Genomic DNA, 23491 nt, shown 5'->3' on the forward strand with positions numbered 1-23491 from the left:
AGCGGAGGAGCGATCGGGATGCGGTGCGATCTAGAAGAAGGTCTCGACCGCTTCCACGACCAGGCCGCGCTCGTCGACCACCGGTATCAGTCGCCACTTGTCGAACGCCGTGCAGGGATGCGAGAGCCCGAGACGCACCACCTCGCCGACGGAGACTCCGGTGTCGTCGTCCCATCGCAGGAACGCATGCTGGTCGTTCATCGCGGTGATCTCGCCCCGTAGCGGGCGCTCCAAAGCGCCCAGATCCGTCGCGACAGCGACCGGCTCCGGCAGCCCCTCATCGAAGGGGAAGTCGCGCTTGCCCCCGTCGAGCAGAGCCAGCCCCGGCTCCGGCTGCGAGACGACCCTGGCGTATCCCCACATCGCCGGATGCAGCGCGGCGGCATCCGGCGCAAGCCGTGACGCGTCGAGGGGGGAGATGCCCCGGTAGAAGCCGCTGTCATGGACGATATAGGCGCCGGAGCGGAGAATCGCCCGCGCACCGCCGAGCCCGGCCAACCGCGCCGCGATGATGTCGAAGTAGGCGCTCCCGCCCGCACTGATCCACGCCGGGCCGCTCGGCACGAGAGGCCGCACCGCCTCGAAGACCTCCACGAGCCGATCGCAGTACGCGCCGACGAGCGCCAGGGACGCCGGCTCCCGATCATGGGCGATCGCGCCCTCGTAGCCGGCCACCCCCCGCAGCGTGAGGGACGCCGAGCGAGACACCAGCTCGGCGATCCCGACGACCGTCGCCGGGTCGCGTGCACCGGTCCGCGCGCCCGGCGCCCCGAGCTCCACGAGCACCCCCAGCGACGCATCGCCCGGCACCGCGTCGAGCGCGGCGGCCATCGTCTCGACCGCCGCGACGGAATCGACCCAGCACACGACCTCCTGCTCCGGGTGCGCACCCACCCACGCCACGAGATCGCGCAGCGCACGCGGATCGGTGCAGTTGTTGGCCAGCTGCACGGTGCCCACCCCCCACTGCAGCGCCTCCCTGGCCTGCCAGCCGGTGGCGACGGTGATGCCCGTAGCCCCTGCCGCGAGCTGACGCCGCCAGAGCGCCGGCGCCATCGTGGTCTTGCCGTGCGGCATGAGCTCCAAGCCGCGTTCGGACATCCACGAGCCCAGCGTGGCGATGTTGTGGTCCATCGCCGCGTCGTCCAGCACGAGCAGCGGGGTCGAGAACTCCGCCAGGCCGATACTCAGATCCGCGATGGGCTCCCCCGTGCGGCCGAGCGGAAAGGACTTGTCCGATGCGCGGACCCGGCGCTCGCTCATCGTCCGACCAGCGCAGCCAGCGCCGGGAGCTCCCGGGGATCGGCCAGCGCCGAGCCCACCGCCACCACCTTCGCGCCGGCCGCGAGCAACGCGGGCGCGTTGGCGACGCTCACCCCGCCCGTCGCGACGAAGCTCACCTGCGGGAACGGGCCCCGCATGGCCGAGAACCAGGCGGGGCCGAGCGCTCCGGCCGGGAAGGCCTTGAGCCAACGCAGCCCCGCGGCCACCGCGGTCTGCACCTCCGTCGCCGTCGCAACGCCCGGAAGCGACGGCATGCCCGCTGCCGCGCTGGCCTGCACCACGGCGATGTTCAGCCCCGGGCTGACCGTGAACGCCGCGCCCGCCGCCGCTGCCGCCCGCACACCCTCGACATCGACGATGGTCCCGGCCCCCACGAGCTTGCCGCGTTCCCGCCCCGCAGCCACCACGGCAGCCAGCGCGTCCTCATCGGGCGGAGCCTGGAGGGTGACCTCCACCGCCTCGATGCCGAGGTCCCACGCCGTTTCGGCCAGCCGCAGACTCTCTGCGACGCCCAGCCCGCGCAGGATCGCCATCACGGGCACCAGGTCGAACAGGGCGAACACCTCATCATCGCTCGTCATCTCGGACATCCCTTCTCTCCCCGGCCTGGCCGGTCTGCGACGACGCGACGACGTCGCTCGTGCTCTGCAGGACACGCGCGGCGAACGCGTGTCCGCGCACCAGTCGCTCCGCGCTGGGCGCTCCGTCCAGGTATGCGTCGATCCATCCCGCCGCGAACGCATCGCCGGCGCCGACCGCCTCGACCACATCGACACGCGGGGTCGGCACGGTGCAGCATCCGCCGACGCTGAACTCTGTCGCGGCGATGTCGGCGTCCTTGACGATGAGATGAGCGGCGTCCGGGATCAGGCGGCGCACGCTCTCCGCGTCGGTGGTGCCCCACAGGCGCTCTGCCTCATCCCTGCCCACCCAGACGATGTCGGCTCGCCTGGCGAACCCGAGGATGACCTCGGCAGCCTCGGAGCGCGAGGGCCACAGCGACGGCCGGTCGTTGACGTCGAAGCTCACGACCGTGGGGTGCGCAGCGGCGGCGGCGATCGCGGCGTCGACGAACTGCCGCGCCGTGCTCGACAGCGCTGGCGTGATGCCGGAAAGCTGCAGGATGCGCACCCCGGCCCAGGGGATGCGGGCCACGTCGGCCACCCCCAACCGGGAGCCGGCCGATCGACGCCGGTAGTAGACCACCCCGGTTCCCGGGTCCTTCACGTAGAGCCCGGTGGGCGCGTCCTGGTCGACCCGCACCTGGGACACATCGACCCCGCGCGCCGCGAGAAAGCCCACGGTGCGGCGGCCCAGGGCATCATCGCCGACCACGCCGCCCCACGCCGCGGCGCGTCCTGCGCCGGCGAGATGGCACGCGACGTTGGACTCTGCCCCGCCGGCTTCCACGCGGAAGAGACCGGCATGCTCGACCGGCTCGGCATCGACGGGCGTCACCAGCGCCATGGTCTCCCCGATGCCGAGGAGGTCGACGGCCGGATTCGCGATCATGAACTGAATTTATCCATACTTAACCCGACAGTCAACCCCGCCCGGTTCGTCGCCCCCAGCCCCCGTGGCACCCGTCCCCCCGCACCGGGTCCACCCCGCTTGCGCGCACGGCGCACGGCGCACGGTGCACAGTGCTCCGGCGTCGTGCAGGGCGGGGAGACGACGGATGCCCAGGACCCTTCGGGTCCTGGGCATCCGTCGAGGGAGTCGCGCTTACTTGGCGGCGACGACCTGGAGAGTGATGACGGCGGTCACGTCGTCGTGCAGACGAACGGTCGCCTCGTGGTCGCCCACGGTCTTGATCGGCGTCGTGATGTGCACGCGACGCTTGTCGATCGAACCGAGACCAGCGGCGGCCACGGCGTCAGCGACATCGGCCGGCTTGACCGAGCCGAACAGACGGCCCTCACGGCCGGCCTTGACCTCGAGACGCACGCGGTTCGCCTCCAGGGCGCCCTTGAGCGCCACGGCGTCGTCGCGCTCGTGGATCGCACGAGCCTGACGAGCAGCGCGGATCTGGTCCACCTGCTTCTCGCCACCGCGCGTCCACGCGACGGCGAAGCCCTGCGGGATGAGGTAGTTACGGGCGTACCCGTCCTTGACCTCGATGACGTCACCGGCGCTGCCGAGCCCGGCCACCTCGTTCGTAAGAATCAGCTTCGACATGGTGTGCTCCTTAGCGGCCGGCGCCGGCGTAGGGCAGGAGCGCCATCTCGCGCGCGTTCTTGATCGCCTTGGCGATCAGACGCTGCTCCTGAACGGACACACCGGTGATGCGACGGGCACGGATCTTGCCGCGCTCCGAGATGAACTTGCGGAGGGTCGCGACATCCTTGTAGTCGATGACGCCAACGCGGATCGACTTCGCGGGGGCGGCGTTCTTCGGGCCCTTCCGCGGCTTGCGGCGGTCGCCGCTCGACTTTCCAGCCATGGTCTTCCTTCGTGTGAGTCGGATGCCGCAGCATCCGGAATCTTGTGTTGCGCTGCCTGTTTAGAAAGGCGTGTCGTCGCCGAAGCTGCCCGGAGTGCTCCAGGCATCGGCAGCCGACGAGGAGCCGGGAGCCGACCAGGGCTCCTCCGAGACCTGCTGCTGCGGGCGAGGGGCTCCCCCGCCGCCGCCGCTGGCCGCGCGGGTGACCTGAGCCGTCGCGTAGCGGAGCGAGGGACCGATCTCGTCGATCTCCAGCTCGATCGCCGTGCGCTTCTCGCCCTCGCGCGTCTCGTAGGAACGCTGCTTCAGGCGACCGGTCGCGATGACCCGCATGCCCTTCGTCAGCGAACCGGCGACGTGCTCGGCGAAGTCGCGCCACACCGACGCGCGCAGGAACAGCGCCTCGCCGTCCTTCCACTCGCCCGATGCCCGGTCGAAGTTGCGGGGGGTGGATGCGATGGTGAAGTTCGCCACCGGCAGGCCGTTCTGCGTGTAACGCAGCTCGGGGTCTGCGGTGAGGTTACCCACCACCGTGATCACGGTTTCGCCGGCCATGGGTCTCAGACCTTCGCGGCCTTGCGCGCGGCCTTGGCCTCGGAGCGCTTCGCCTCGGAAGCGACCATCGCAATGGCCTCCTCAGCGCGCAGCACCTTGGTGCGCATCACGATCTCGGCCAGCTTCAGCTGACGGTCGAGCTCCTGCGTGGCCTCGCTCGTGGCGGTGAAGTTCACGACGGCGTAGATGCCCTCGTTCTTCTTCTGGATCTCGTATGCGAGCCGGCGCTTGCCCCAGATGTCGACGTTGTCGATCGAGCCACCACTCTCGGTGATGACCTTCAGGAATCGGTCGAGGTTGGGGGCGACCTGGCGCTCGTCGATCTCCGGGGTCAGAATGACCATGAGCTCGTACTGGTGCGTCACTTGCCCACCTCCTTCGGACTAGAACGGCCACCGGGACTTTCCCGGCGGCAGGAGGGTGTGTTGCACGCGTCCACCCACACATGCAGGCAGACAACCACAACACTCTACCCGATCCGGCTCACGAGAGCGAGCGCAGGGCCTCGCCCCCGCGCGAGGCCGCCGAGTCACCAGGGTTTTCAGGCGCCTGCCGGGGCGGGCGCCTGAAAACCCTGGTGACTCGGCGGAGCGCGTCAGACCCGCGCGAAATGCCCGGGGCCGACCTCGACGAGCGGCGCCTCGAGCGCCGCGGCCGGGATCGGCGCCTCGGTGCGCGCCGACATCGTCGCCAGGCGCTCCCGTGCCACGGCGGGATCCGGCACGAGCACGGCATCGAGCAGCCGGCGGGTGTACGGATGCTGCGGGTCGTCGAAGATGGCGGCCACCGGGCCCAGCTCCATGATCCGCCCGCGATACATCACCGCGGTGCGGGTGGCGAGCGAGCGCACCACGGCGAGATCGTGCGAGATGAACAGATACGTCAGACCCCGCTCGGCCTGCATCCGGCGCAACAGTCCGGCCACCTGGGCCTGAATGGAGACGTCCAGCGCCGAGACCGGCTCGTCGCACAGCAGGAACTCGGGGTTCACGGCGAGCGCGCGGGCGATCGCGATCCGCTGGCGCTGCCCCCCGCTGAACGCGCGCGGAAGCCGGTCGACGTGCTCCGGATCGATGCCGACCGAGGCGAGCGTGCGCACGGCGAGCTCCGCGGGGTCGGACTCGTCGGTGAGCACCCGGATCGGCTCCTCCACCTGTTGCAGCGCCGTGCGGCCCGGGTTGAGCGACGAGTACGGGTCCTGGAAGACCACCTGCATCTTGCGCTGGTAGGGGCGGCGGGCGCGGCGTCCCAGGGCGGTCAGATCCACCCCGTCGTAGCGCACCTGACCGGAGGTCGGGCGGTCCAGCTGCAGGATGCTGCGTCCCAGCGTCGACTTGCCGCTGCCCGATTCGCCGACCAGTGCGAGGCACTCCCCCCGCTCGATCGTGAGCGAAACGTCGTCGACGGCGGTGAGGGTCCGCTTGGCCCCGCCGCGGTCGCGCACGGCGAAGGTCTTCGTGAGGTTCTCGACGTCAATCAGCGGGCCGGCCATGACGGCTCCCCCTCCCCTGCGACCTCCGGCGGAACCGCCGGCGACGCCCCGGCGCGCGGCACCGCGGCGAGCAGCTCGCGCGTGTACGCGTGCTGCGGATCGGCGAACACCGCATCCACCGTTCCCCGCTCCACGATGCGCCCCTCCTTCATCACCAGCACACGATCGCACAGTGCCGCGACCACACCGAGGTCGTGCGTGACGATCATCATCGTCAGCCCCCGCTCGCGGCGGGTCTCGGCGAGGAGCGCGAGAATCTGTGCCTGCACGGTCGCGTCCAGAGCGGTGGTCGGCTCGTCGGCCACCAGCAGCTCCGGTTCGGAGAGGAGCGCCATCGCGATCATCGCGCGCTGGCGCATGCCGCCGGAGAGCTCGTGCGGGTACTGCCCTGCGGTGCGCTCCGGCTCGGGGATGCCCACCTGCGCGAGGGCGGCGATGACACGCTCCTGCGCTGCGCGTCCACCCACCCCCTGGAAGCGCGTGACGACCTCCCCGAGGTGCCAGCCGATGGTGCGCAGGGGATTGAACGACGTCAGCGGATCCTGGAACACCATCGAGATCGGCAGACGATGCTGTCCGAATCGCGCCGTCACGTCGTCACCGTCGAAGGCGATCCGCTGCCAGTGTCGTTCTGCGCGCGGCGGGAGGATGTCCATCACGGTGCGCAGCAGCATCGTCTTGCCCGACCCGGACTCGCCCACGATCCCGAGGGTCTCGCCGCGGTCCACCGCGAAGGAGATGTCGTGCAGGACCCCCCGGGGTTCTCCCCCGTCGGCCGGAGCGATGGCGAGGTCGAGCCCGTCCACGGCGAGCAGCGCGGTCATCGACCCTCCTCCGCGGCGACCGCGGCACGGAGGCCGTTGCCGACGACATTGACGCAGTACACGCTCACCGCGATCAGCAGACCGGGGATCACGGCGAGCAGCGGGGCCTTCTGCAGGGAGCTCTGCGCGGTGTTCAGCAGACTGCCCCAGGAGGCCAGCGGAGCCTGGATGCCGAGGCCCAGGAAGCTCAACGCGGACTCGGTCATCATCGCCGAGGCGACGGTGGCGGTGGCCGCGACGATGATGGTCGGCACCGCGGCGGGCAGCACATGGCGCAGCACGACGGTGAACGGCCGCTCACCGATGTAGGCGGCGTACCCGACGTACGAGCGCTCCCGCACCGAGAGCGCCTCGGCCCGCACGAGACGAGCGGTCGGCATCCACGAGAGCGTGCCGATGATCAGGATGATCGTCCACAGCCCCGGGCGCAGGAACACGCTCGCCACGATCACGACCACCATCCACGGCACGGCCGAGAGCAGGTCGACGAAGCGCATCACGAGATCATCGACGACGCCGCCGAAATAGCCGGCGGACAACCCGGCGACGATGCCGATCGTGACCGATGCGGCGGCGGCCGTGACGCCGACGAACAGCGAGATGCGCCCTCCCTCCAGCACGCGCACGAGATAGTCGCGGCCGAGGTCGTCCGTTCCGAACGGATGCGCCAGGCTCGGGCCGAGCCAGCGCTGGTCCATGTGCGAGGTGGAACCGTCGAAAGGAAGCAGCGGTGCCGACAGGCACACCAGCGCGATGACGGCGAGCACCGCCAGCGCCGCCACGGCGGTGCGACGGCGCAGCAGTCGGCGCAGCACGGTGTCGCGGGGCTGCGCAGAGCGGCGATCGGAAGCGGACGGGGCGCTCATCACGTCCTCCGGGAGAGTCGGATGCGAGGGTCGGCGAGCACGTACAGCACGTCGGCGAGGAGGTTGCCGACGATCACCAGGACGGCCGACAGCAGCAGGACGGCGAGGATCACCGGATAGTCAAGGCTCGCGGAGGCCTGCAGGATGTACTGGCCGACCCCTGGCCACGCGAAGATGCTCTCGGTGATGATCGCTCCGGTGACCAGCAGCGGCAGCGCGAGGCCGATCTGCGTGATGATCGGCAGCCACGTGTTGCGGCTGATGTGACGACGAAGGATCTCGCGATCCGTGGCGCCGTAGGCACGCTGCACGAGAACGTAGTCCTGGTCGAGCTGGGCGATCGTGGAGGCCCGCACATAGCGGGTGAGATCGGGGAACAGCGCGACCACCAGCACGAGGCACGGCATCACGAAGTGGGCGAGGAAGTCGAGCGGGTCCCCGGCGCGACCAGCTGTGTTCATGCCGAGGATCGGGAACAGGCGCAGCTGATAGCCGAGCACGTAGATCACCAGCAGCGCGAACCAGAACGTGGGGGTGGCGATGGCGATGGAGCAGAAGCCGTCGACGATGCGGTCGAAGAGCCGGCCACGGCGGAACCCGGCGGCGCGGCCGAGCGTGATCGCCAGCACGAAGGCGATCAGATACGCCGGCACGATCAGGATCGCGGTGTTGCCGATGCGCACCGCCAGCTCGGCGGCGATCGGCTGCCGGCTCACGAGGGAGAAGCCCAGATCGCCCCGCAGGGCTCCCGCGAGCCACAGACCGTACTGCACGATCACGGGCTGGTCGAGGCCGAACTTCTCGCGCATCGCCTGCCGGGTCTCCGCCGACATCTGGGGTGTGGTGATGGCGTCGACGACGTCGTACGGTGCCATCCGGATGAGGAGGAAGACGATCAGGGTCACCAGCAGGAGCATCGGCAGCAGCTGAGCCAGCCGCCGCAGGATGTACCCGAGCATCCGTTCCTCCTCTCGTCTTCGATCACTCTGCTACATCATCGGGGAGAACCCCCGCAGCAGAGAACGAGACGAAACGATCCGCCCGCGCGGGACGCGGTGCATCCGGAGATGCACCGCGTCCCGCGCGGATGGCGCTTCGTCTCGCTCGCGCGGGGTGTCCGTTCGGCACCGGGTGCCGAACGGGCGGGTTACTTCAGGGCGCCGAAGTTCTCGAACGTGTAGATCGGCACCAGCACGGCGTCCTCGATGCCTGTGATGCGCTTGTTCACGCCGATGATCTTCAGGTTGTCGGCGATCGGGTAGAACACCGCGGTGTCGGCGATCGCCTGCTGCAGCTCGACATAGACCTGCTTGCGGGCGTCTTCGTCGAGCTCGGCGGCACCCTTCGCGAACAGCTCATCGACCTTCGCGTCCGACAGCGTGAAGTAGTTCGCCGACGCACCGGTGCGGAACAGCGCACCGTAGCCGTCCGGGTCGTTGCCCATGATGTAGCCGCCGAGGAAGATGTCGAACTGCGAGCCGGCGCCCTTCTCGATCTCGGCGAACTGCGCATTGGCGTCGACGCCCTGCAGTTCGACCGTGATGCCGGCCTTCGCGGCCTGCTCCTGGATCAGCGTCGCTTCGGCGGCCTGCACCGGGTCTGCCCCGGTGTAGCCGAGCACGAGCTTCGGAGTCTGCCCGGCGAGCAGTTCCTTGGCCTTGTCGACGTCGGTGTCGTACGCCTCGGCGTCGGTCGTGGCGTACGGGTTGCTCGGCGGCAGGATCGACGTGGCCAGCTCGTAGTAGTCGGGGCCGAGGAAGGCGGCGTCGGAGATCTGCTCCCGGTCGAGGGAGTAGAACAGCGCCTGACGCACGTTGACGTCGGGAACCTTCTCGGCGATCACGCCGAGATAGGCCACGCGGCCCTCGGCATAGGGGTAGGTGACGACGTCGGTGCCCTCGAACTCCTCGATCTGTGCGGGGGTGACGAAGGTCGCGTCGATCTCACCGGTGAGCAGCGCCGTCTTGGCCGAGTCGGCGTTGGGCACGATGCGCAGGGTGAGGTTGGGGATGTGGGGCGCCTCCCCGTAGTAGTACTCGTTCGGCGCGAAGGTGAGGTACTCGCCGCGCTTGTAGTCGGTGAGCGTGTAGGGACCGGAGCCGACGGCGATCGGGTCGAGCTCACCGACGGAGAAGTCGGTGACGTCGCCGTAGATGTGCTCCGGCAGGATGTAGGTCTCGTAGGCGATGAGGCTGAGCGCGGCGGCGCTCGCGCTCGGCAGGTGGAACACCACGGTGCGGTCGTCCTCAGCGGTCACGGTGACCGGCTGGTCGCCGACCCAGAGCGCATCGGCGTTGCCGTTCTCACGCACCGCCTTGTTCGTGTAGGTGAAGACGACGTCGTCGGCGGTGAGCGCCTCGCCGTCCGACCACTTCAGGTCGGGCTTGAGGGTGACGGTGATGCTGCGGCCGTCCTCGGCGGGCTCGATCGACTCCGCCAGCTCGTTCACGATCGTGCCGTCGCCGAGAACGCGCGCGAGGGGCGAGTAGACGATGTTGGTGACGGTGAGACCCCAGCGATCGCTGACGTTGATGGGGTTCAGCGAGGTGGGGTCGGACGAGATGGCATAGGTGAAGCTGTCGGCACCGGACGACGAGCCGGCGTCCGGTGTCGAGCCGGGCTCGGCGGTGGTGCCGGTGCAGCCGGTCAGGGCGATTCCCGCGGCGGCGATCAAGGCGATCGCGGCGGCGATCCTGGGTCGGGGCATGACTCTCCTGGTGGTCAGCGGGTGGGGGCGGAACGGATGTGCTGTGCGCTCCGAATTAGTACCGTAGGCGACCCGCGGAGGACGGGCTCCGTTTGCGACTATCTGTGACAGAGGCGATATGCGCGACACCCCCCATTCCCCGGCTCAGGCAGATTTTTGGCCGGAGGCCCGAAACCGGCGGTTTCGGGCGGACGCGGGCGGATCTGCCTGAGTTGGGGCGTGCGAGTCTGCCGCACGCGTCCGGGCTACCGGGCAGGATTCCCCCGCAACTACCGTGGAGACATGGACGCGATCACCGATGTCTCCACCGGCGCCTGGCTGCGCGAGCGGCTCGCAGACCAGCTCTCCTCGTCGATGCACGGCTTCGTCCCGCGCGGCTACGCCGCATACGCACGCGTCTTCCACCCGGCGACGGTGCGGTCGCTGCCCGACCGGGCGGTGCCGACGTCGGCCGAGTGGCAGCGACTGCCCGGCACCGAGCAGGAAGCACTGATCTCTCAGTTCCATGACGAGCGGGCGGCGTGGGCCGACGCTGCCGCCGCGTTCGGCACGACCATGCACCCGCTCGCGCAATGGCAGCAGCTCGTGCGCACCCCGCCGGAGGCGAGCTGGCACACCCGCATCGCGCCGGACGGCCGCGAGTTCAGCGCCCCCGCCGAAGGGGAGCTCGATCCCGATGACCTCGCGCCGCTCGCGGTGCATCTGGCCAGGGCGACCGCGACGCCGCAGGCCGGAGTCGCGGCGATCTGGGAGGGTCACGGCGGACTCCTCGGCTCGATGGGCACCTCCCCGGCACGCGCGTTCCTCGCCTTCGGCGCGGAAGGCGGGGTCGAAGAGCGGCATCGGGCCATGCTCGACGCCAGCATCCGCGACCCGTTCAATCACCCCTTCCAGAAGGAGAGCTGGCAGGAGGGGATCCTGTCCCGCACGATCTCGGAGGGCCCGCGGCTCGAGCTCCCCGACCGGGACTACGTGCTGTTCTTCGCGCCGCCGGCAGCGTTCGCAGATCCGGCGTGGGTGCTTGACGCCCCCTGGCGCGACCGCCCCGCAGAGGAGCACGGCTTCCCCCCGAGCGCGCAGCATCCCAACATCCTGTGGCCAGAGGATCGCGCGTGGGTCATGACGTCGGAGATCGACCTCGACTCGACGATCATCGCCGGCTCCGCGGAGCTCGTCGACGCGATCTGCAGCGACCCGCGCATCGAAGCCCGCGAGATCCCTGCCGGAGCAGATCTCACCTGGGGCGGCGACCGCGTGAACTGAGACGGACGCCGTCCTCCCGGCGCCGACGCGCGAGGGCTAGCGTGGAGCGGTGACTCTCGACACCGCTCCCCTCACGGACAGCATCGATCCGGTCGCGCTCGCGGAGTTCCGCCGGAGGAGCAGAGACCGGCTCGGTGCAGCCGCAGCCTCGACCGTCACGGCGCGCATCGGCTCCTGGCTCCTGATGCTTCTCCTGGTCGTCGGGTCCGTGCTGATCGCGGTGCTCCTCGGCGCCCGCCTGGTGCTCGCCTGGTCGATGCCCGGGGTGTCCTTCGTCGCGCTCGTCGTGCTGCTGATCGCCGTGGGCGCCGGGCTGTTCGTCCTCCTGCGGCGGCGGCAGTGGGAGAGGCACTATCGCTTCGACCGGTTCGCCGCGGCGAACGGCATGGCCTATCTCGGCACCATCGAAGACCCTGCCCTGCCCGGCATGATCTTCGGCGTCGGCCGCGCCCGCCAGGCCTTCGACGTGCTCCAGGGGCGCCGGCCGCGACCGGTCGAGATCGGCAATTACGAGTACACGGTCACCTCCGGCAAGTCGACCACCACCCACCACTGGTCTTACGTCGCGATCCGCCTCGAGCAGCCGCTGCCGCACATCGTGCTCGACGCCGCGGGGAACAACGGGCTGGGATCGAACCTGCCGGTGTCGTTCTCTGGCCGTCAGCGGCTGAGCCTGGAGGGCGACTTCGATCGATACTTCACGCTGTCCTGCCCGGAGGGCTATCAGCGCGATGCGCTGTATCTGTTCACTCCCGATGTGATGGCACGGCTGATCGATCACGCCGCGGAGCTGGATGTCGAGATCGTCGACGACTGGCTCTTCCTCTACGCACAGCGGCCGCTGTCGACCCTCGACCCGGCTACGTGGACGTGGCTGATGACCACCGTGGATGCGATCACGGCGAAGATCGACGGGTGGGACCGCTGGCGCGACGAGCGGCTGCCAGCGCAGGAGCATCCGGCTCCCGCCGTCGCGGCGCCAGACGCGGCGTCTCCGCCGGCGGGCAGCGGATCGCCGGCGCCGCTCGCGCCACCGGCACGGGTGGCGCCGGAGGGTCAGCGGCTGCGGCGCGGGGTGGCGTGGGGGTATCCGATCGCGGTGGTGGCGGCGCTCGCCGCCTGGATGCTGGCCCTCGTGCGCTGAGTCCCGATGACGGCGGGCCCGATTACGGTGAGAGGGTGAGCTTCAACGCGACCCCGCTCCTGGATGCGGTCGACCCGACCGCCGTCGCGGCCCACGATCGTCACCTGCGCGAGAGCGGTGCGCTCGGAAACGGCTCGACCGCTGCGGCGGTCGTGCTGTGGCTGGCCGTGGCATTCGTCGTGGTCATCCACCTGCCGATCCTGCTGTTCCTCCTCGTACAGGGCCCGTGGTGGGTGCGGCTCATGGTGGCGATGCTCACCGCCGGAGTGGTCGTCGGCATGGTGTTCGGCTGGCGGGCGTTCCAGCGCTGGCGGGAGCGCGAGCGGGTGCGCCGGTTCCGGCTGCACCGTTTCGCCGAGGCGAACGGCATGCGCTATCTGGCGCAGGTGACCGAGCCGGCGCTGCCGGGCATGATCTTCGGCATCGGCAACGGCCGTCGCACCACCGATGCGATCCGCGGAACGCAGCCGCGCTTCGTCGAGTTCGGCAACTACCAGTACACGACGCAGTCTGGCAAGAACTCGCAGACTCACCACTGGGGCTATGTGGCGATCCGCCTCGACGTGCCGCTCCCCCACATCGTGCTCGATGCGCTGGGCAACAACACCCTCGGCAGCAATCTGCCGGCGATGCTCTCCCGCGATCAGCGGCTGAGCCTCGAGGGCGACTTCGACCGCTTCTTCTCGCTGTTCTGTCCGCGCGGTTATGAGACCGACGCCCTCTACCTGTTCACACCGGACATCATGGCGCGCTTCATCGACCATGCCGCGCTGCTGGATGTCGAGATCGTCGACGACTGGCTCCTGTTCTACGCGCAGCGCCCGCTGTCGACCATCGATCCGGCCACGTGGGCGTGGCTGTTCTCGACGGTCGCGGCGATGCTGACCAAGGTGCAGCAGTGGGCGCGCTGGCGCGACGAGCGGCTGACAGGCGCGTCCGTCCCCGGCGTCCCCGGCATCGCGAGCGGCAGGGCCGACGGAGCCGCCGCTGCGGCCGGGAGCGGCACGCATGCGCTGCCTTTCCGGCCGCCCGCCGCCCTGATCGCGCCGCCGCCCGGGGTCGCAGCGCCCGGCCGGCGCCTGCGCAACGGCGTGCCGTGGCCGGCGATCATCGCCATCGCCGCGGTCCTGCTGCTGCCGATGATCGCAACAGGGGTGATGGCGGTCGTCGCCTTCGCGACGGCTTCCGGCCTGGGCGGCTGAGCCGTCCGGAACCGCGCGCGAGACGGGGAACCGGCGCCACACCCTGCGCATCTCGCACTACTGTGTAGTGCGTGGTAGCGTGCATCACAACACACCCAGGAAGGGAGCGGCAGTGGACACCACCCAGTTGCTCAAGGGCGTGCTCGACGTCGCGGTGCTCGCCGCCGTGCGTGACGAGGACGGCTATGGCTACGACATCGTGCGGCGCCTGCGTGGCGCAGGCATCGGCGAGGTCGGAGACGCATCGGTGTACGGCACGCTGCGCCGTCTGTACGCCAGCGGCGCTCTCGCGAGCTACGTCGTACCGTCCGACGGCGGGCCGCACCGCAAGTACTACGCGATCAATCCCGAGGGCCGGCGGATGCTGGTCGAGCAGTCCGCCAGCTGGTTCTCTTTCGCCGACGCGATGACCGGACTGCTCGGCGCCGCCCCCGCGACCACCCGGATGTCGGAGGCCGCCGCGGCCTCCGACATCGACAGCGAAAACGGAGAGGACCGATGAACGACACCACCCAGCCGGTGGTCGACGAACCCGCCGACCAGACGCGCATCAACGCTTTCGCCGGCGCGGTCCGCGATGCGCTCTCCGACCTCGCGGACGACGAGCTCGACGACCTGGTCGGTGGCCTTGCGGCGGACCTCTCCGAGCAGGCCAGGGATGGCGCCCTGGAGCTCGGCGACCCTGTCGCCTACGCCGATGAGCTCCGCAGTGCCGCTGGTCTTCCTCCGCGACAGGCGATTCCGCCGAAGAAGGCCGATCGTCCGCCGCTGAGCCAGCGGATCAGCACCGCGGTGAAGAGCGCGCTGCAACGCTTCGGCGCCACCGCCTTCGGTGCCTGGCTGTTCTCCTTCCTCGCCGTTCTCCGACCGGTCTGGTGGGTGGCGCGCGGGATCGGAATGTACTTCCTGGTCTTCTGGATCCCGCAGTTCACCCTGCCACCGGGCAATCTCTTCGCCTGGGCACTCCTGATCGCGCTCATCGTCGTCAGCGTGCAGTGGGGCCGCGGAATGTGGCTCCCGAAGAACCGCATGCGTCACATCCGCACCGTGGTCAGCGTCGCCGCGCTGCTCGTGCTTCCCGCCGCGCTCACGCTGCTCACGGCGCGCGAGTACATCTACGTCGAGAACGAACCCTACGGCGCGGGTCTCCTGCTCGACGGCACGCAGGTGGGCAACCTGTTCGTGTACGACGCCGACGGCGCACTCATCCCGGAGGCGCAGATCTACACCGATCGCGGCACCCCGCTCCGTCTCATCGGGGGCGACCGTTCGGAGGAGCTGTATATGTGGCCGACCGACGGCTCCGAGAGCATGCTGATCCCCCCGCTTGACGCCCAGGGCAAGCCGCTGTGGCACATCTACCCGGTTCCCCGCGGGGAGTGGGACGATGCCCGCAACCGTCCCGTGCTCCGGAGCGTGCAACCGGCGATCCCGCCGTTCCTGCGTGCCCCCGAGGTGCGGATGCCATCGTCGAGTCCGACGCCGACACCCTCCGCGTCCCCCACCCCCGGGGAGAGCGCGACACCGGAACCCACCACGACACCGGAACCCACCACGACACCGGAACCCGGGGAGAGCGCGACACCCGAACCCACCACGACACCCGGCCCGGCGCCAGCCGAGACCCCGGCGGGGTGAGGCCGTGGCCGAGCTGCGGATCGTCTCGATCGACCTGACGCACCTTGTTGAGGAGGCCCTCCGCCGCGAGCGCGACGCGGATGAAGACCCGCACGACCCCCTCCCCCCTCCCTCGTCGCCGGCCTCTTCCTAGAGACCCGGCCGCATGCCGCGGAGGGCACGCCGAACCCGTGCCCTCCGCGGCATGCGGCCGCCCGCGACGACCACGCCGGACCCTGCCGGGCGACCACCTGGCCCTGGCTCGCCGGCGCACCGGAGCGGGGACCGGGCATGGCCGAGCAACGCGTGGTGGCAGTACGCTTGCCGGGATGATGACCAGCCAGGCCCCTGTCGGCCGCTCCCGGAACGGCGATCTGGTCGTGCCCTGATCCGCGCTCCTCCTTGTGTGAGTGACCCGAACTCACCCAGACCACACAAGGAGAAACATGACAGCACACTTCAACCACACGATCATCGCCTCGATCGACGCCGCCGAGATGGCGGAGTTCTACCGCGACCTGCTCGAAGCGGACGACGCGCCGGCGTGGGGCCCGTTCCTCAACCTGCAGATCGCCGCCGGCGTCCTGCTGCAGTTCGCAGCTCCGCCGATGGAGTTCCCGCCGCAGCACTACGCGTATCTCCTCGATGACGCGCACTTCGACCGCGCCTACGCCACAATCGTCGATCACGGCTGGGATCACTGGGCGGACCCGCAGCGGTCCCGGCCCGGCCAGATCAATCACGAGCACGGCGGCCGGGGCGTCTACCTCCTCGACCCCTCTGGCCACTATCTCGAACTGATCACGCGGCCCTACCTCTGACCCGCAGCAGGCTCGCCGCGGCATCCGGTCCGCTGCGCAGGTCGGCCGGCGCGATCGTCACGGGGCCGTCAGGGAAGCCCCTCCATGACCTGTGTCGCCCCCGGGGAGAGCCCAGGAGGCCGTCGGGGAAGGAGGTGTCGTGCCGTGTTCCGTCACGTGCGCGGAACACGGCCCCGACGACACGCGGATCACCGCAGCGGAGGCGCGAAGCGGCTCGCCGTGACCGAACGCGTGAGAGCATGCGCATGCGCGAGCAGCACGCGCCCCAGTTCCGTGCGCCGCTCCGGCCGGAAGCGCGACTCGACGCCCGTGATCGACAGCGCCCAGGCCGGGCGGCCCGCCGGGTCGAGCACGGCCGCACCCATCCCCCAGCTGCCCTCCACGATGAGCCCGGGATTCACCGCCCAGCCCTGCTCGCGGGTGTGGCGCAGGCGCTCGCGCACGGCACGCGGCGTGTGCTGCGCGCCCCACGACGACACCAGGTCAGCACGCGCCAGATAGGCGTCACGCTCCTCGTCCGGCAGCATGGCGAGGATCGCGATACCCGCCGAGGCAACACCGAGCGGGAAGCGGATGCCCTCATAGAGCACGAAGGACCGCAGCGGGAAGCTGCCTTCCTCACGCGCCAGGCACACCGTCTCATCCCCGCGCCGCACCGAGAGGAAAGCGCTCTCCCCCGTCTCCTGCGCGATCGCGCGCAGGTGCTCGGCCGCGACCCCGGCGATGTCGTAGCGCTCAGCGGCGACAGCGCCCATCACGTAGAGCTCCGGTCCGAGGAGCCATCCGCCGCGCACCGGGTCGCGATCGACGAAGCCCTCCGCCATGAGAGCGCCCAGCAGCCGGTGCGCCGTCGGACGCGTGATGCCCACGGTCTCCGCGAGCCGGGACGTGGCGACGGGGGCGGAGCCGGCGGCGCTGACCGCCCGCAGCAGCGCCGCAGCGCGGGAGACGGCCTGCGCACCAGGAACCGCGGAATCCATCATGTCCACATTATGGACGTTTTTCTCATAGCAGACCACATTGCACGCGAAAGTTGACGGTTTTTCCGCGTGATCGTAGCGTCCGAGGCAACCACTATGCGGACGAAGGAGTTTCCCTTGGACAAACTGCGAGCATCGGCCGCGGAGGCGCTCGCCGACGTCGTCGCCGACGGGCAGACGATCGCCGTCGGCGGCTTCGGCCTCAGCGGCAATCCCACCGGCCTCATCGAGGCCCTCCGCGACACGGGCGTGAAAGACCTCACGATCGTCAGCAACAACATGGGTGTGGACGGGAAGGGCCTCGGCCTGCTGATCGAAGCGCGTCAGGTGCGCAAGGTCGTCTCGAGCTACGTGGGCGAGAACCGGCTGTTCGCCACGCAGTACCTCTCCGGAGAGCTCGACGTGGAGTTCACCCCGCAGGGCACCCTCGCGGAGCGGATGCGGGCCGGTGGCGCGGGCATCCCCGGCTTCTACACGCGCACCGGCGTCGGCACGCCGGTGGCGGAGGGCAAGCCGACGATGGACTTCGACGGCGTCGAGTACGTGCTCGAGACCGGAATCGTCGCCGATGTCGCTCTGGTCAAGGCCCACCGGGCCGACCGCGAGGGCAACCTGGTGTATCGGATGACATCGCGCAACTTCAACCCCCTGGTGGCGACCTGCGGTGGGGTGACGATCGCCGAGGCGGAGATCGTCACGGAGGCCGGAGCGTTCATCGACCCCGATCTCGTGATCACCCCCGGCATCTTCGTGCAGCGGCTGGTCACGGCGGAGACCCGCGCAACGGACATCGAGCAGCGGACCGTGCGCGTCCGCGGAGAGGCGGCCTGAGATGGCATGGACACGTGAGGAGATGGCGGCGATCGCCGCCCGTGAGCTCCGCGACGGACAGTACGTCAACCTGGGCATCGGCATTCCGACGCTGGTCGCCAACCACCTGCCCGCGGGCGTGCAGGTGACACTGCAGTCGGAGAACGGCATGCTCGGAATGGGCCCGTTCCCGTTCGAGGGCGAGGAAGACGCCGACCTCATCAACGCGGGCAAGCAGACCGTGACCGTGCTGCCGGGCGGCAGCTTCTTCGACTCGGCGATGAGCTTCGGCATGATCCGCGGCGGCCACATCGACGCCGCGATCCTCGGTGCCATGCAGGTCTCGGGCCGCGGCGACCTGGCGAACTGGACGATTCCCGGCAAGCTCGTCAAGGGCATGGGCGGGGCGATGGACCTCGTCGCGGGAGCGCGCCGGGTGATCGTCGTCACCGAGCATGTGGCCAAGGACGGCACGCCCAAGATCGTCGAGGAGTGCACCCTGCCCCTCACCGGGAGGCGCGTGGTCCATCGCATCATCAGCGACCTCGCCGTCTTCGACGTCGCGGACGACGGCCTGGTGCTGCGCGGCATGGCCCCGGGCGTGACCGAGGAGGACCTGCGCGGCTGCACCGGCACGACCTTCGCCGTCGCGCTCGAGGGGGCGACGGCATGAGCCGCGCGGTCATCGCGGGATACGCCCGCACACCGTTCGCGCGCTTCGCCGGAGTTCTCGCACGCGTGCCAGCCACGTCTCTCGGCGCGCACGCGGCCCGTGAGGCGCTCTCCCGCGCGGGGATCGCGGCGGATGCCGTCGATGTCGTCGTCGCCGGTCAGGTGCTCCAGGGCGGCTGCGGCCAGAACCCGGCCAGGCAGACCGCGGTCGGCGCCGGCGTCCCCCTCACCGTGCCGGCGATCACGCTCAACGCGGTGTGCCTCTCGGGGGCTGAGGCCGTGGCGCACGGAGCGCGTCTCATCGCGGCAGGGGAGGCACGCGTGGTGCTCGCCGTCGGCCAGGAGTCGATGTCGCTCGCCCCGCACGTCCTCGTGGGTGGGCGGCTGGGCACCCGGTACGGCGCGGTCGAACTCCTCGACACGGCCGAGCACGATGGTCTCACCGATGCGTTCGAGCACCGCTCCATGGGCCTCTCGACCGAGGCACATGGCGAGGGCCTCGGTCTGACGCGCGCAGACCAGGATCGCTTCGCGGCGACATCCCACCAGCGCGCGGCGGCGTCTGCGGCCTTCCACGCGGCCGAGATCGCGCCGATCGCCGGCACGAAGGGGGCAGATCCGCTCGCGACCGATGACGGCGTCCGACCCGGCACCACCGCCGACAGCCTCGCCCGGCTGCGCCCGGCCTTCGCCGCGAACGGCACGATCACCGCGGGCAACGCCTCGCAGATCACGGACGGCGCAGCGGCGATCGTGCTGGTCGCCGACGACGCGGTGGATGCGCTGGGCGTGATCCCGCTCGCGCGTATCGTCGCGTCGTCACTCGTCGCCGGCCCTGACGTCTCCCTGCACGAGCAGCCGGCGGCGGCGATCGAGACAGCTCTCGCGAAAGCCGCTCGCACGGTCGGCGACCTCGTCTCCGTCGAGATCAACGAAGCCTTCGCCGCCGTCGGCCTGCGCTCGACGCAGCGGCTCGGCGTGGACCCCGCGATCGTCAACCCGCACGGCGGCGCGATCGCGCTCGGGCATCCGATCGGCGCCTCCGGCGCGCGGGTCGTCGGAACCCTCGCGCGTCAGCTCCAGGCCAGCGGTCCCGGTTCGCTCGGTGCCGCTGCCCTGTGCGGCGGCGGCGGACAGGGCAGCGCCATCGTGCTCGAGGCGATCTGAACCCCGGTTCTGGGCTCCCGAGCTCGTCCCGGGAGCACACCGCACCCGGTGGCCTCCCGACGGAGTGCGGGGGCCCAGAACCACTCGCCCCGGTTCGCGGGTCGAGGTGACCGGCGCCGCCGCCCGACCGCGCATCGGCGCGCTCAGTCGCGCGACGCCCACCACTCCCGCAGGCGATCCTCTGCCGCCTCGGCGCCGATCACACCCCCGTCGAGCCGCAAATCGAGCAGGAAGCGATAGGCCTCGCCCACCTCGCGGCCCGGCTTGACGCCGAGGATGCGCTGGATGTCGTTGCCGTCCAGCTCCGGGCGAATCGCGTCGAGCTCCTCCTGCTCGCGCAGGGTTGCGATACGCGACTCGATGTCGTCGTAGGCGCGCGCGAGGCGCTGCGCCTTGCGCCGGTTGCGCGTGGTCACATCCGCGCGCGTCAGGATGTGCAGGCGTTCGAGCAGAGGCCCGGCGTCGCGCACGTAGCGACGCACGGCAGCATCGGTCCACGCCCCCTCGGCATAGCCGAAGAAACGCAGGTGCATCTCGATGAGCCCGGCCACTGCCTCGGTCACCTCAGAGCTGAACCGCAGGGCCTGCAGGCGCTTGCGTGCCATCCGCGCTCCCACCACGTCATGGTGATGGAAGCTGACCGCCCCGCCCGGTTCGAGCTTGCGGGTACGCGGCTTCCCGATGTCATGCAGCAGCGCGGCGATGCGCAGCGGCACGTCCGGCGCCGCTGCGGGGTTGCGCTGCTTCTCCAGGTCGATCGCCTGGCGCAGCACGGTGAGGGAGTGCTCGTAGACGTCCTTGTGATGATGGTGCTCGTCGACCTCCAGACGCAGGGCGGACACCTCGGGGAGGAACTCGTCGATGAGCCCCGTGTCGACCAGGACGCGAAGACCGCGAACCGGGTCGTCGGTCTCCATCAGGCGTACGAGCTCGCCCTGGATGCGCTCTGGGCTGACTTTGGCGAGCGTGCCGCCGAGGCGTTCGATCGCGGCGAGCGCCGCGGCATCGACGTCGAAGCCCAGCTGCGCGCTGAAGCGGGCCGCGCGCAGCATCCGCAACGGGTCGTCGCCGAAGCTCTCCGCGGGGTCGGCTGGTGTGCGCAGGCGCCCCGTCACCAGGTCTTCGACGCCGCCGGTCGGATCGACCAGGCGCACCTCTGGCACCTGCAGGGCCATCGCGTTGACGGTGAAGTCGCGGCGGTGCAGATCGCCCGCGATCGTGTCTCCGAAGATCACGTCCGGCTTGCGGCTGGTGTGATCGTACGTGTCGGCACGGTAGGTGGTGATCTCCACCTGCTCGCCCTGCACCCGGGCGCCGATCGTGCCGAACGCTCGGCCGATGTCCCACTGCGCGGTGGAGATCGGGGTGACCACGCGCAGAATGTCGTCGGGCAGGGCGTTGGTGGTGAAATCGATGTCATGGGTCTCTCGGCCCAGCAACGCGTCGCGCACCGGACCGCCGACCACGGCCAGCTCGAAACCAGCGTCGGAGAAGGCGCGGGCGAGCGCGTCGACCACCGGATGCTCGGCCAGAGCGCCCAGGCGCGCGAGACCCTCGGCCATGTTCAGCATGGGATCAAGCGTACCCGGGCGGGCATTCCCGGCCGGGCGGCCGGGGTGTACCTCCGCACGTCTCGGAGCCGATGACGGTTCGCCACGGAGGCCGCCCCCGCACGCCGGAGGCTTGTCCTCAGGTGCCGGGGATATGGCCTCGCACCTCGTCGATCGCCCGCTGCCGCGCCCGCATCAGCGATGTCAGGAGCACCAGCATCGCTCCGCCGCCGAGAATCGCGATGGCGGCGATGACCCAGATGCCGACAGCGGGATCGATCACCTCGAAGACATAGACGGCGAGGGCGGCTGCCGTCAGCAGCAGACCTTCGATCACCGCGAAAGCGATGAAGAAGCGCGTCATCCGGCGCTGGTAATCCTGCGCCACGATCTGCACCCGTGGGTCGTCGATGCTCATGCGGCCAGCCTAACCCCGGCCCTCCCGTCGACACCGACGGCTCATGCAGCCACGGGCACGGGGACGCGATGCCCGCCGCCGTCGCCGTCGAACTGGCACGTCGGCCGTCGGGGGTCAGGCCTGCACGGGGGTGCCCTGGTGGAAGAAGCACCGCATCGTTTCTCCCTCCAGCCGCCACAGTGCGCAGCGGCGGCTCAGACGCCCGCCCCAGGCGAGGAGATAGGAGAGGAGCACGGTGTCGGAACTGAGGAGGACGCCTTCCCGTTCACGGACGTCGGCGGCGGGAACGGGCTCGTCATCCGTCGTGAGCGCCGCGATGATGTCTGCTTTCCGCCAAAGACGTCCAGACTGCCCGATCTCCCGGAAGTCGTCGGCGAGCCAGCTGTCGAGTCTTGCCGGGTCATCGCGCACCGCGGGCGTGAGCAGAGCGATCTCGCCCGCCCACGCCCCGGCGATCATGTCCGTCATGGAATCTCCCCTCCGGCGTCATCGGCTCCCGTCCCGCGCGATGGCCTGGCGTGGGGAACCTCCTCCCCCTGCCAGAGCACCCGGACCCCTGTCATCGCCCGGCGGGTCGGTGGATCATGACGACATCGACATCGTCCTCGGTGTCGACCACGAAGCCGTGGCGTTCGTACAGCCGGCGGGCACTGCTGCCGCGCAGCACAATGAGTCGCAACGGGGTTTCGGCGGGCTCGCGGAGGATCAGCTCCAGGACCTGACTCCCGATCCCGCGCCGCTGCATCGACGGGATGAGATAGAAGTGCTCGAGCCACCGGGCATCCGGCTCCTGGCGCACACTGACTGAGCCGACGTCCGCGCCGTCACACACGATGACCCGGGTGTTCGCCGGGTCGAATCCGTCTCGCAGGCGCTGGCGAACACGGACCGGGTCGAAGCGGCCGAGTCGTTCCAGATCCTCACGGAGGACGAGCGCTCTCACCTCGACGATCCAGTCGAGGTCGGAATCGGCGCTGGGACGGAGCTCAATCGGCACGCCGGAACACTACAGCACCACCGCGCACGACGGCCGGTCACCCGTCCTGGACTTCCGCGCCGCAGGCGGCACCCGCCGCCTTGCGCCCCCGCCGCGATACCGATCAGAAAGACTCCTACCGATAGTGAGATCTGCCCGATAGCGAGATCTGCCTGCCCCTACCGGATCATTCGAGCGTCGGTGATGTCTGGCGCGTACGGATCGATCTGTTCAGTACCGTCGAAATGAAATCCGTTACGCACGTAGAACGCGGTCGCTCGGGGATTCTCTTTGGCGACCCAGAGCATCGCCGGACGGTCGCCAAGCACCTCATCAAGAAGCGCTTGACCCGCGCCGGAACCGTATTGTGCTGCGGCCACGTAGATGGCATACAACTGCCGCTCCCGCGGCGGCTCTTCTCCGTCGATCCCCCTCGCAGGCCCCACCCACGCGAAACCGATGATCTGTCCATCGATCTCTGCGACCTTGATGACGACATCATCGGTCACGTGGCTGAGCACGTGGCCCCACATCCTGTGCCGACCGGCGATGTACTCCTCGGAGAAGAAGGTGTCAGGCAGGAGATGCGAGTATGCCTCCCGCCACGTCGACACGTGCAGCGCGGCGATATCGGGGGCGTCCGCGATGCTCGGGGCGCGAACACTGAACGTCATCGCATCATGATGCCAGCGGATCATGC

27 protein-coding genes are annotated in these 23491 nt (G+C 70.0%); 9 read left to right on the top strand and 18 right to left on the bottom strand.

Annotated features, from left to right (window positions below):
- Nucleotides 1-30: 30 nt before the first annotated feature.
- The 12 genes from AC3RXY_RS09230 to AC3RXY_RS09285 form a co-directional block, all read right to left on the bottom strand.
- Complete coding sequence (locus AC3RXY_RS09230) at nucleotides 31-1263, bottom strand: type III PLP-dependent enzyme domain-containing protein (protein WP_491510616.1); 1233 nt, start codon at nucleotides 1261-1263, stop codon at nucleotides 31-33.
- On the bottom strand, nucleotides 1260-1865 hold the full coding sequence (locus tag AC3RXY_RS09235; protein WP_491510617.1) for a bifunctional 4-hydroxy-2-oxoglutarate aldolase/2-dehydro-3-deoxy-phosphogluconate aldolase: 606 nt from the start codon (nucleotides 1863-1865) through the stop codon (nucleotides 1260-1262). The genes AC3RXY_RS09230 and AC3RXY_RS09235 overlap by 4 nt, the downstream gene beginning before the upstream one ends.
- The gene (locus tag AC3RXY_RS09240) at nucleotides 1852-2796 is read right to left on the bottom strand and encodes a sugar kinase (protein WP_491510618.1); all 945 of its coding nucleotides are present in this window, start codon (nucleotides 2794-2796) and stop codon (nucleotides 1852-1854) included. The genes AC3RXY_RS09235 and AC3RXY_RS09240 overlap by 14 nt, the downstream gene beginning before the upstream one ends.
- Before the next feature lie 213 nt (nucleotides 2797-3009).
- Nucleotides 3010-3462, bottom strand: coding sequence for a 50S ribosomal protein L9 (gene rplI / locus AC3RXY_RS09245; protein ID WP_491510619.1), 453 nt, complete (start codon nucleotides 3460-3462; stop codon nucleotides 3010-3012).
- Nucleotides 3463-3472: 10 nt separating this feature from the next.
- Nucleotides 3473-3727 (bottom strand): 30S ribosomal protein S18, encoded by a 255-nt coding sequence (gene rpsR, locus AC3RXY_RS09250; protein WP_416895403.1) that lies wholly within the window; start codon nucleotides 3725-3727, stop codon nucleotides 3473-3475.
- Nucleotides 3728-3787: 60 nt separating this feature from the next.
- Nucleotides 3788-4282, bottom strand: coding sequence for a single-stranded DNA-binding protein (locus AC3RXY_RS09255; protein WP_491510620.1), 495 nt, complete (start codon nucleotides 4280-4282; stop codon nucleotides 3788-3790).
- A 5-nt stretch (nucleotides 4283-4287) separates the two neighbouring features.
- On the bottom strand, nucleotides 4288-4647 hold the full coding sequence (gene rpsF / locus AC3RXY_RS09260; protein WP_491510621.1) for a 30S ribosomal protein S6: 360 nt from the start codon (nucleotides 4645-4647) through the stop codon (nucleotides 4288-4290).
- A gap of 230 nt (nucleotides 4648-4877) precedes the next feature.
- Nucleotides 4878-5774, bottom strand: coding sequence for an ATP-binding cassette domain-containing protein (locus AC3RXY_RS09265; RefSeq protein ID WP_491510622.1), 897 nt, complete (start codon nucleotides 5772-5774; stop codon nucleotides 4878-4880).
- Entirely contained in the window at nucleotides 5759-6598 is an 840-nt protein-coding gene (locus tag AC3RXY_RS09270; RefSeq protein WP_491510623.1) for an ABC transporter ATP-binding protein, read from the bottom strand. The genes AC3RXY_RS09265 and AC3RXY_RS09270 overlap by 16 nt, the downstream gene beginning before the upstream one ends.
- Entirely contained in the window at nucleotides 6595-7464 is an 870-nt protein-coding gene (locus AC3RXY_RS09275) for an ABC transporter permease (RefSeq protein WP_491510624.1), read from the bottom strand. The genes AC3RXY_RS09270 and AC3RXY_RS09275 overlap by 4 nt, the downstream gene beginning before the upstream one ends.
- Nucleotides 7464-8423, bottom strand: a complete 960-nt coding sequence (locus tag AC3RXY_RS09280) for an ABC transporter permease (RefSeq protein WP_491510625.1) — start codon at nucleotides 8421-8423, stop codon at nucleotides 7464-7466. Before AC3RXY_RS09280 ends, AC3RXY_RS09275 begins: the two co-directional genes overlap by 1 nt.
- A 188-nt stretch (nucleotides 8424-8611) precedes the next feature.
- Entirely contained in the window at nucleotides 8612-10171 is a 1560-nt protein-coding gene (locus AC3RXY_RS09285; protein WP_491510626.1) for an ABC transporter substrate-binding protein, read from the bottom strand.
- Nucleotides 10172-10453: 282 nt separating this feature from the next.
- Between AC3RXY_RS09285 and AC3RXY_RS09290 the strand changes: the two genes are divergently transcribed.
- From AC3RXY_RS09290 to AC3RXY_RS09315, 6 genes are all read left to right on the top strand, one after another.
- Entirely contained in the window at nucleotides 10454-11434 is a 981-nt protein-coding gene (locus AC3RXY_RS09290; protein WP_491510627.1) for a hypothetical protein, read from the top strand.
- 49 nt (nucleotides 11435-11483) lie between these two features.
- Nucleotides 11484-12578 (top strand): hypothetical protein, encoded by a 1095-nt coding sequence (locus AC3RXY_RS09295; RefSeq protein ID WP_491510628.1) that lies wholly within the window; start codon nucleotides 11484-11486, stop codon nucleotides 12576-12578.
- A 35-nt stretch (nucleotides 12579-12613) separates the two neighbouring features.
- Entirely contained in the window at nucleotides 12614-13780 is a 1167-nt protein-coding gene (locus AC3RXY_RS09300; RefSeq protein ID WP_491510629.1) for a hypothetical protein, read from the top strand.
- 112 nt (nucleotides 13781-13892) lie between these two features.
- On the top strand, nucleotides 13893-14282 hold the full coding sequence (locus tag AC3RXY_RS09305; RefSeq protein WP_491510630.1) for a PadR family transcriptional regulator: 390 nt from the start codon (nucleotides 13893-13895) through the stop codon (nucleotides 14280-14282).
- On the top strand, nucleotides 14279-15418 hold the full coding sequence (locus AC3RXY_RS09310; protein ID WP_491510631.1) for a hypothetical protein: 1140 nt from the start codon (nucleotides 14279-14281) through the stop codon (nucleotides 15416-15418). Before AC3RXY_RS09305 ends, AC3RXY_RS09310 begins: the two co-directional genes overlap by 4 nt.
- Nucleotides 15419-15843: 425 nt before the next feature.
- Nucleotides 15844-16218 (top strand): VOC family protein, encoded by a 375-nt coding sequence (locus AC3RXY_RS09315; RefSeq protein WP_491510632.1) that lies wholly within the window; start codon nucleotides 15844-15846, stop codon nucleotides 16216-16218.
- A gap of 188 nt (nucleotides 16219-16406) precedes the next feature.
- Here the strand turns inward: AC3RXY_RS09315 and AC3RXY_RS09320 are convergent, their stop codons facing one another.
- Entirely contained in the window at nucleotides 16407-17201 is a 795-nt protein-coding gene (locus AC3RXY_RS09320) for an IclR family transcriptional regulator (protein WP_491510633.1), read from the bottom strand.
- Nucleotides 17202-17315: 114 nt separating this feature from the next.
- On the opposite strand from AC3RXY_RS09320, the gene AC3RXY_RS09325 reads away from it, so the two are divergent.
- From AC3RXY_RS09325 to AC3RXY_RS09335, 3 genes are read left to right on the top strand one after another with little or no spacing between them, the layout of a single operon-like run.
- On the top strand, nucleotides 17316-18029 hold the full coding sequence (locus tag AC3RXY_RS09325; RefSeq protein WP_491510634.1) for a CoA transferase subunit A: 714 nt from the start codon (nucleotides 17316-17318) through the stop codon (nucleotides 18027-18029).
- A 1-nt stretch (nucleotide 18030) separates the two neighbouring features.
- A complete protein-coding gene (locus AC3RXY_RS09330; RefSeq protein WP_491510635.1) occupies nucleotides 18031-18681 on the top strand; it encodes a CoA transferase subunit B in 651 nt (216 codons plus the stop codon).
- Nucleotides 18678-19847 (top strand): acetyl-CoA C-acyltransferase, encoded by a 1170-nt coding sequence (locus AC3RXY_RS09335; protein ID WP_491510636.1) that lies wholly within the window; start codon nucleotides 18678-18680, stop codon nucleotides 19845-19847. Before AC3RXY_RS09330 ends, AC3RXY_RS09335 begins: the two co-directional genes overlap by 4 nt.
- Nucleotides 19848-19990: 143 nt before the next feature.
- Here the strand turns inward: AC3RXY_RS09335 and AC3RXY_RS09340 are convergent, their stop codons facing one another.
- From AC3RXY_RS09340 to AC3RXY_RS09360, 5 genes are all read right to left on the bottom strand, one after another.
- Nucleotides 19991-21418, bottom strand: coding sequence for a CCA tRNA nucleotidyltransferase (locus tag AC3RXY_RS09340; protein ID WP_491510637.1), 1428 nt, complete (start codon nucleotides 21416-21418; stop codon nucleotides 19991-19993).
- A gap of 118 nt (nucleotides 21419-21536) precedes the next feature.
- On the bottom strand, nucleotides 21537-21815 hold the full coding sequence (locus AC3RXY_RS09345; RefSeq protein ID WP_491510638.1) for a hypothetical protein: 279 nt from the start codon (nucleotides 21813-21815) through the stop codon (nucleotides 21537-21539).
- 114 nt (nucleotides 21816-21929) lie between these two features.
- Nucleotides 21930-22283 (bottom strand): nuclear transport factor 2 family protein, encoded by a 354-nt coding sequence (locus AC3RXY_RS09350; protein WP_491510639.1) that lies wholly within the window; start codon nucleotides 22281-22283, stop codon nucleotides 21930-21932.
- Nucleotides 22284-22374: 91 nt separating this feature from the next.
- Entirely contained in the window at nucleotides 22375-22812 is a 438-nt protein-coding gene (locus AC3RXY_RS09355; RefSeq protein ID WP_491510640.1) for a GNAT family N-acetyltransferase, read from the bottom strand.
- 158 nt (nucleotides 22813-22970) lie between these two features.
- Nucleotides 22971-23489: a GNAT family N-acetyltransferase gene (locus AC3RXY_RS09360; RefSeq protein WP_491510641.1), complete on the bottom strand. Its 519-nt coding sequence runs from the start codon at nucleotides 23487-23489 to the stop codon at nucleotides 22971-22973.
- Between the last annotated feature and the right edge of the window lie 2 nt (nucleotides 23490-23491).

The organism is Microbacterium longlingense, assembly GCF_058349825.2.

What these genes read in the sequence shown, in the direction of transcription:
- AC3RXY_RS09290 (WP_491510627.1), top strand. Translation starts at nt 10,454, where the DNA reads ATGGACGCGATCACCGATGTCTCCACCGGCGCCTGGCTGCGCGAGCGG.
- AC3RXY_RS09345 (WP_491510638.1), bottom strand. Translation starts at nt 21,815, where the DNA reads ATGAGCATCGACGACCCACGGGTGCAGATCGTGGCGCAGGATTACCAG.
- AC3RXY_RS09320 (WP_491510633.1), bottom strand. Translation starts at nt 17,201, where the DNA reads ATGATGGATTCCGCGGTTCCTGGTGCGCAGGCCGTCTCCCGCGCTGCG.
- AC3RXY_RS09335 (WP_491510636.1), top strand. Translation starts at nt 18,678, where the DNA reads ATGAGCCGCGCGGTCATCGCGGGATACGCCCGCACACCGTTCGCGCGC.
- AC3RXY_RS09240 (WP_491510618.1), bottom strand. Translation starts at nt 2,796, where the DNA reads ATGATCGCGAATCCGGCCGTCGACCTCCTCGGCATCGGGGAGACCATG.
- AC3RXY_RS09315 (WP_491510632.1), top strand. Translation starts at nt 15,844, where the DNA reads ATGACAGCACACTTCAACCACACGATCATCGCCTCGATCGACGCCGCC.
- AC3RXY_RS09310 (WP_491510631.1), top strand. Translation starts at nt 14,279, where the DNA reads ATGAACGACACCACCCAGCCGGTGGTCGACGAACCCGCCGACCAGACG.
- AC3RXY_RS09360 (WP_491510641.1), bottom strand. Translation starts at nt 23,489, where the DNA reads ATGATCCGCTGGCATCATGATGCGATGACGTTCAGTGTTCGCGCCCCG.
- AC3RXY_RS09235 (WP_491510617.1), bottom strand. Translation starts at nt 1,865, where the DNA reads ATGACGAGCGATGATGAGGTGTTCGCCCTGTTCGACCTGGTGCCCGTG.
- rpsR (WP_416895403.1), bottom strand. Translation starts at nt 3,727, where the DNA reads ATGGCTGGAAAGTCGAGCGGCGACCGCCGCAAGCCGCGGAAGGGCCCG.
- AC3RXY_RS09350 (WP_491510639.1), bottom strand. Translation starts at nt 22,283, where the DNA reads ATGACGGACATGATCGCCGGGGCGTGGGCGGGCGAGATCGCTCTGCTC.
- AC3RXY_RS09230 (WP_491510616.1), bottom strand. Translation starts at nt 1,263, where the DNA reads ATGAGCGAGCGCCGGGTCCGCGCATCGGACAAGTCCTTTCCGCTCGGC.
- AC3RXY_RS09265 (WP_491510622.1), bottom strand. Translation starts at nt 5,774, where the DNA reads ATGGCCGGCCCGCTGATTGACGTCGAGAACCTCACGAAGACCTTCGCC.
- AC3RXY_RS09340 (WP_491510637.1), bottom strand. Translation starts at nt 21,418, where the DNA reads ATGCTGAACATGGCCGAGGGTCTCGCGCGCCTGGGCGCTCTGGCCGAG.
- AC3RXY_RS09270 (WP_491510623.1), bottom strand. Translation starts at nt 6,598, where the DNA reads ATGACCGCGCTGCTCGCCGTGGACGGGCTCGACCTCGCCATCGCTCCG.
- AC3RXY_RS09255 (WP_491510620.1), bottom strand. Translation starts at nt 4,282, where the DNA reads ATGGCCGGCGAAACCGTGATCACGGTGGTGGGTAACCTCACCGCAGAC.
- rplI (WP_491510619.1), bottom strand. Translation starts at nt 3,462, where the DNA reads ATGTCGAAGCTGATTCTTACGAACGAGGTGGCCGGGCTCGGCAGCGCC.
- AC3RXY_RS09285 (WP_491510626.1), bottom strand. Translation starts at nt 10,171, where the DNA reads ATGCCCCGACCCAGGATCGCCGCCGCGATCGCCTTGATCGCCGCCGCG.
- AC3RXY_RS09330 (WP_491510635.1), top strand. Translation starts at nt 18,031, where the DNA reads ATGGCATGGACACGTGAGGAGATGGCGGCGATCGCCGCCCGTGAGCTC.
- AC3RXY_RS09280 (WP_491510625.1), bottom strand. Translation starts at nt 8,423, where the DNA reads ATGCTCGGGTACATCCTGCGGCGGCTGGCTCAGCTGCTGCCGATGCTC.
- AC3RXY_RS09275 (WP_491510624.1), bottom strand. Translation starts at nt 7,464, where the DNA reads ATGAGCGCCCCGTCCGCTTCCGATCGCCGCTCTGCGCAGCCCCGCGAC.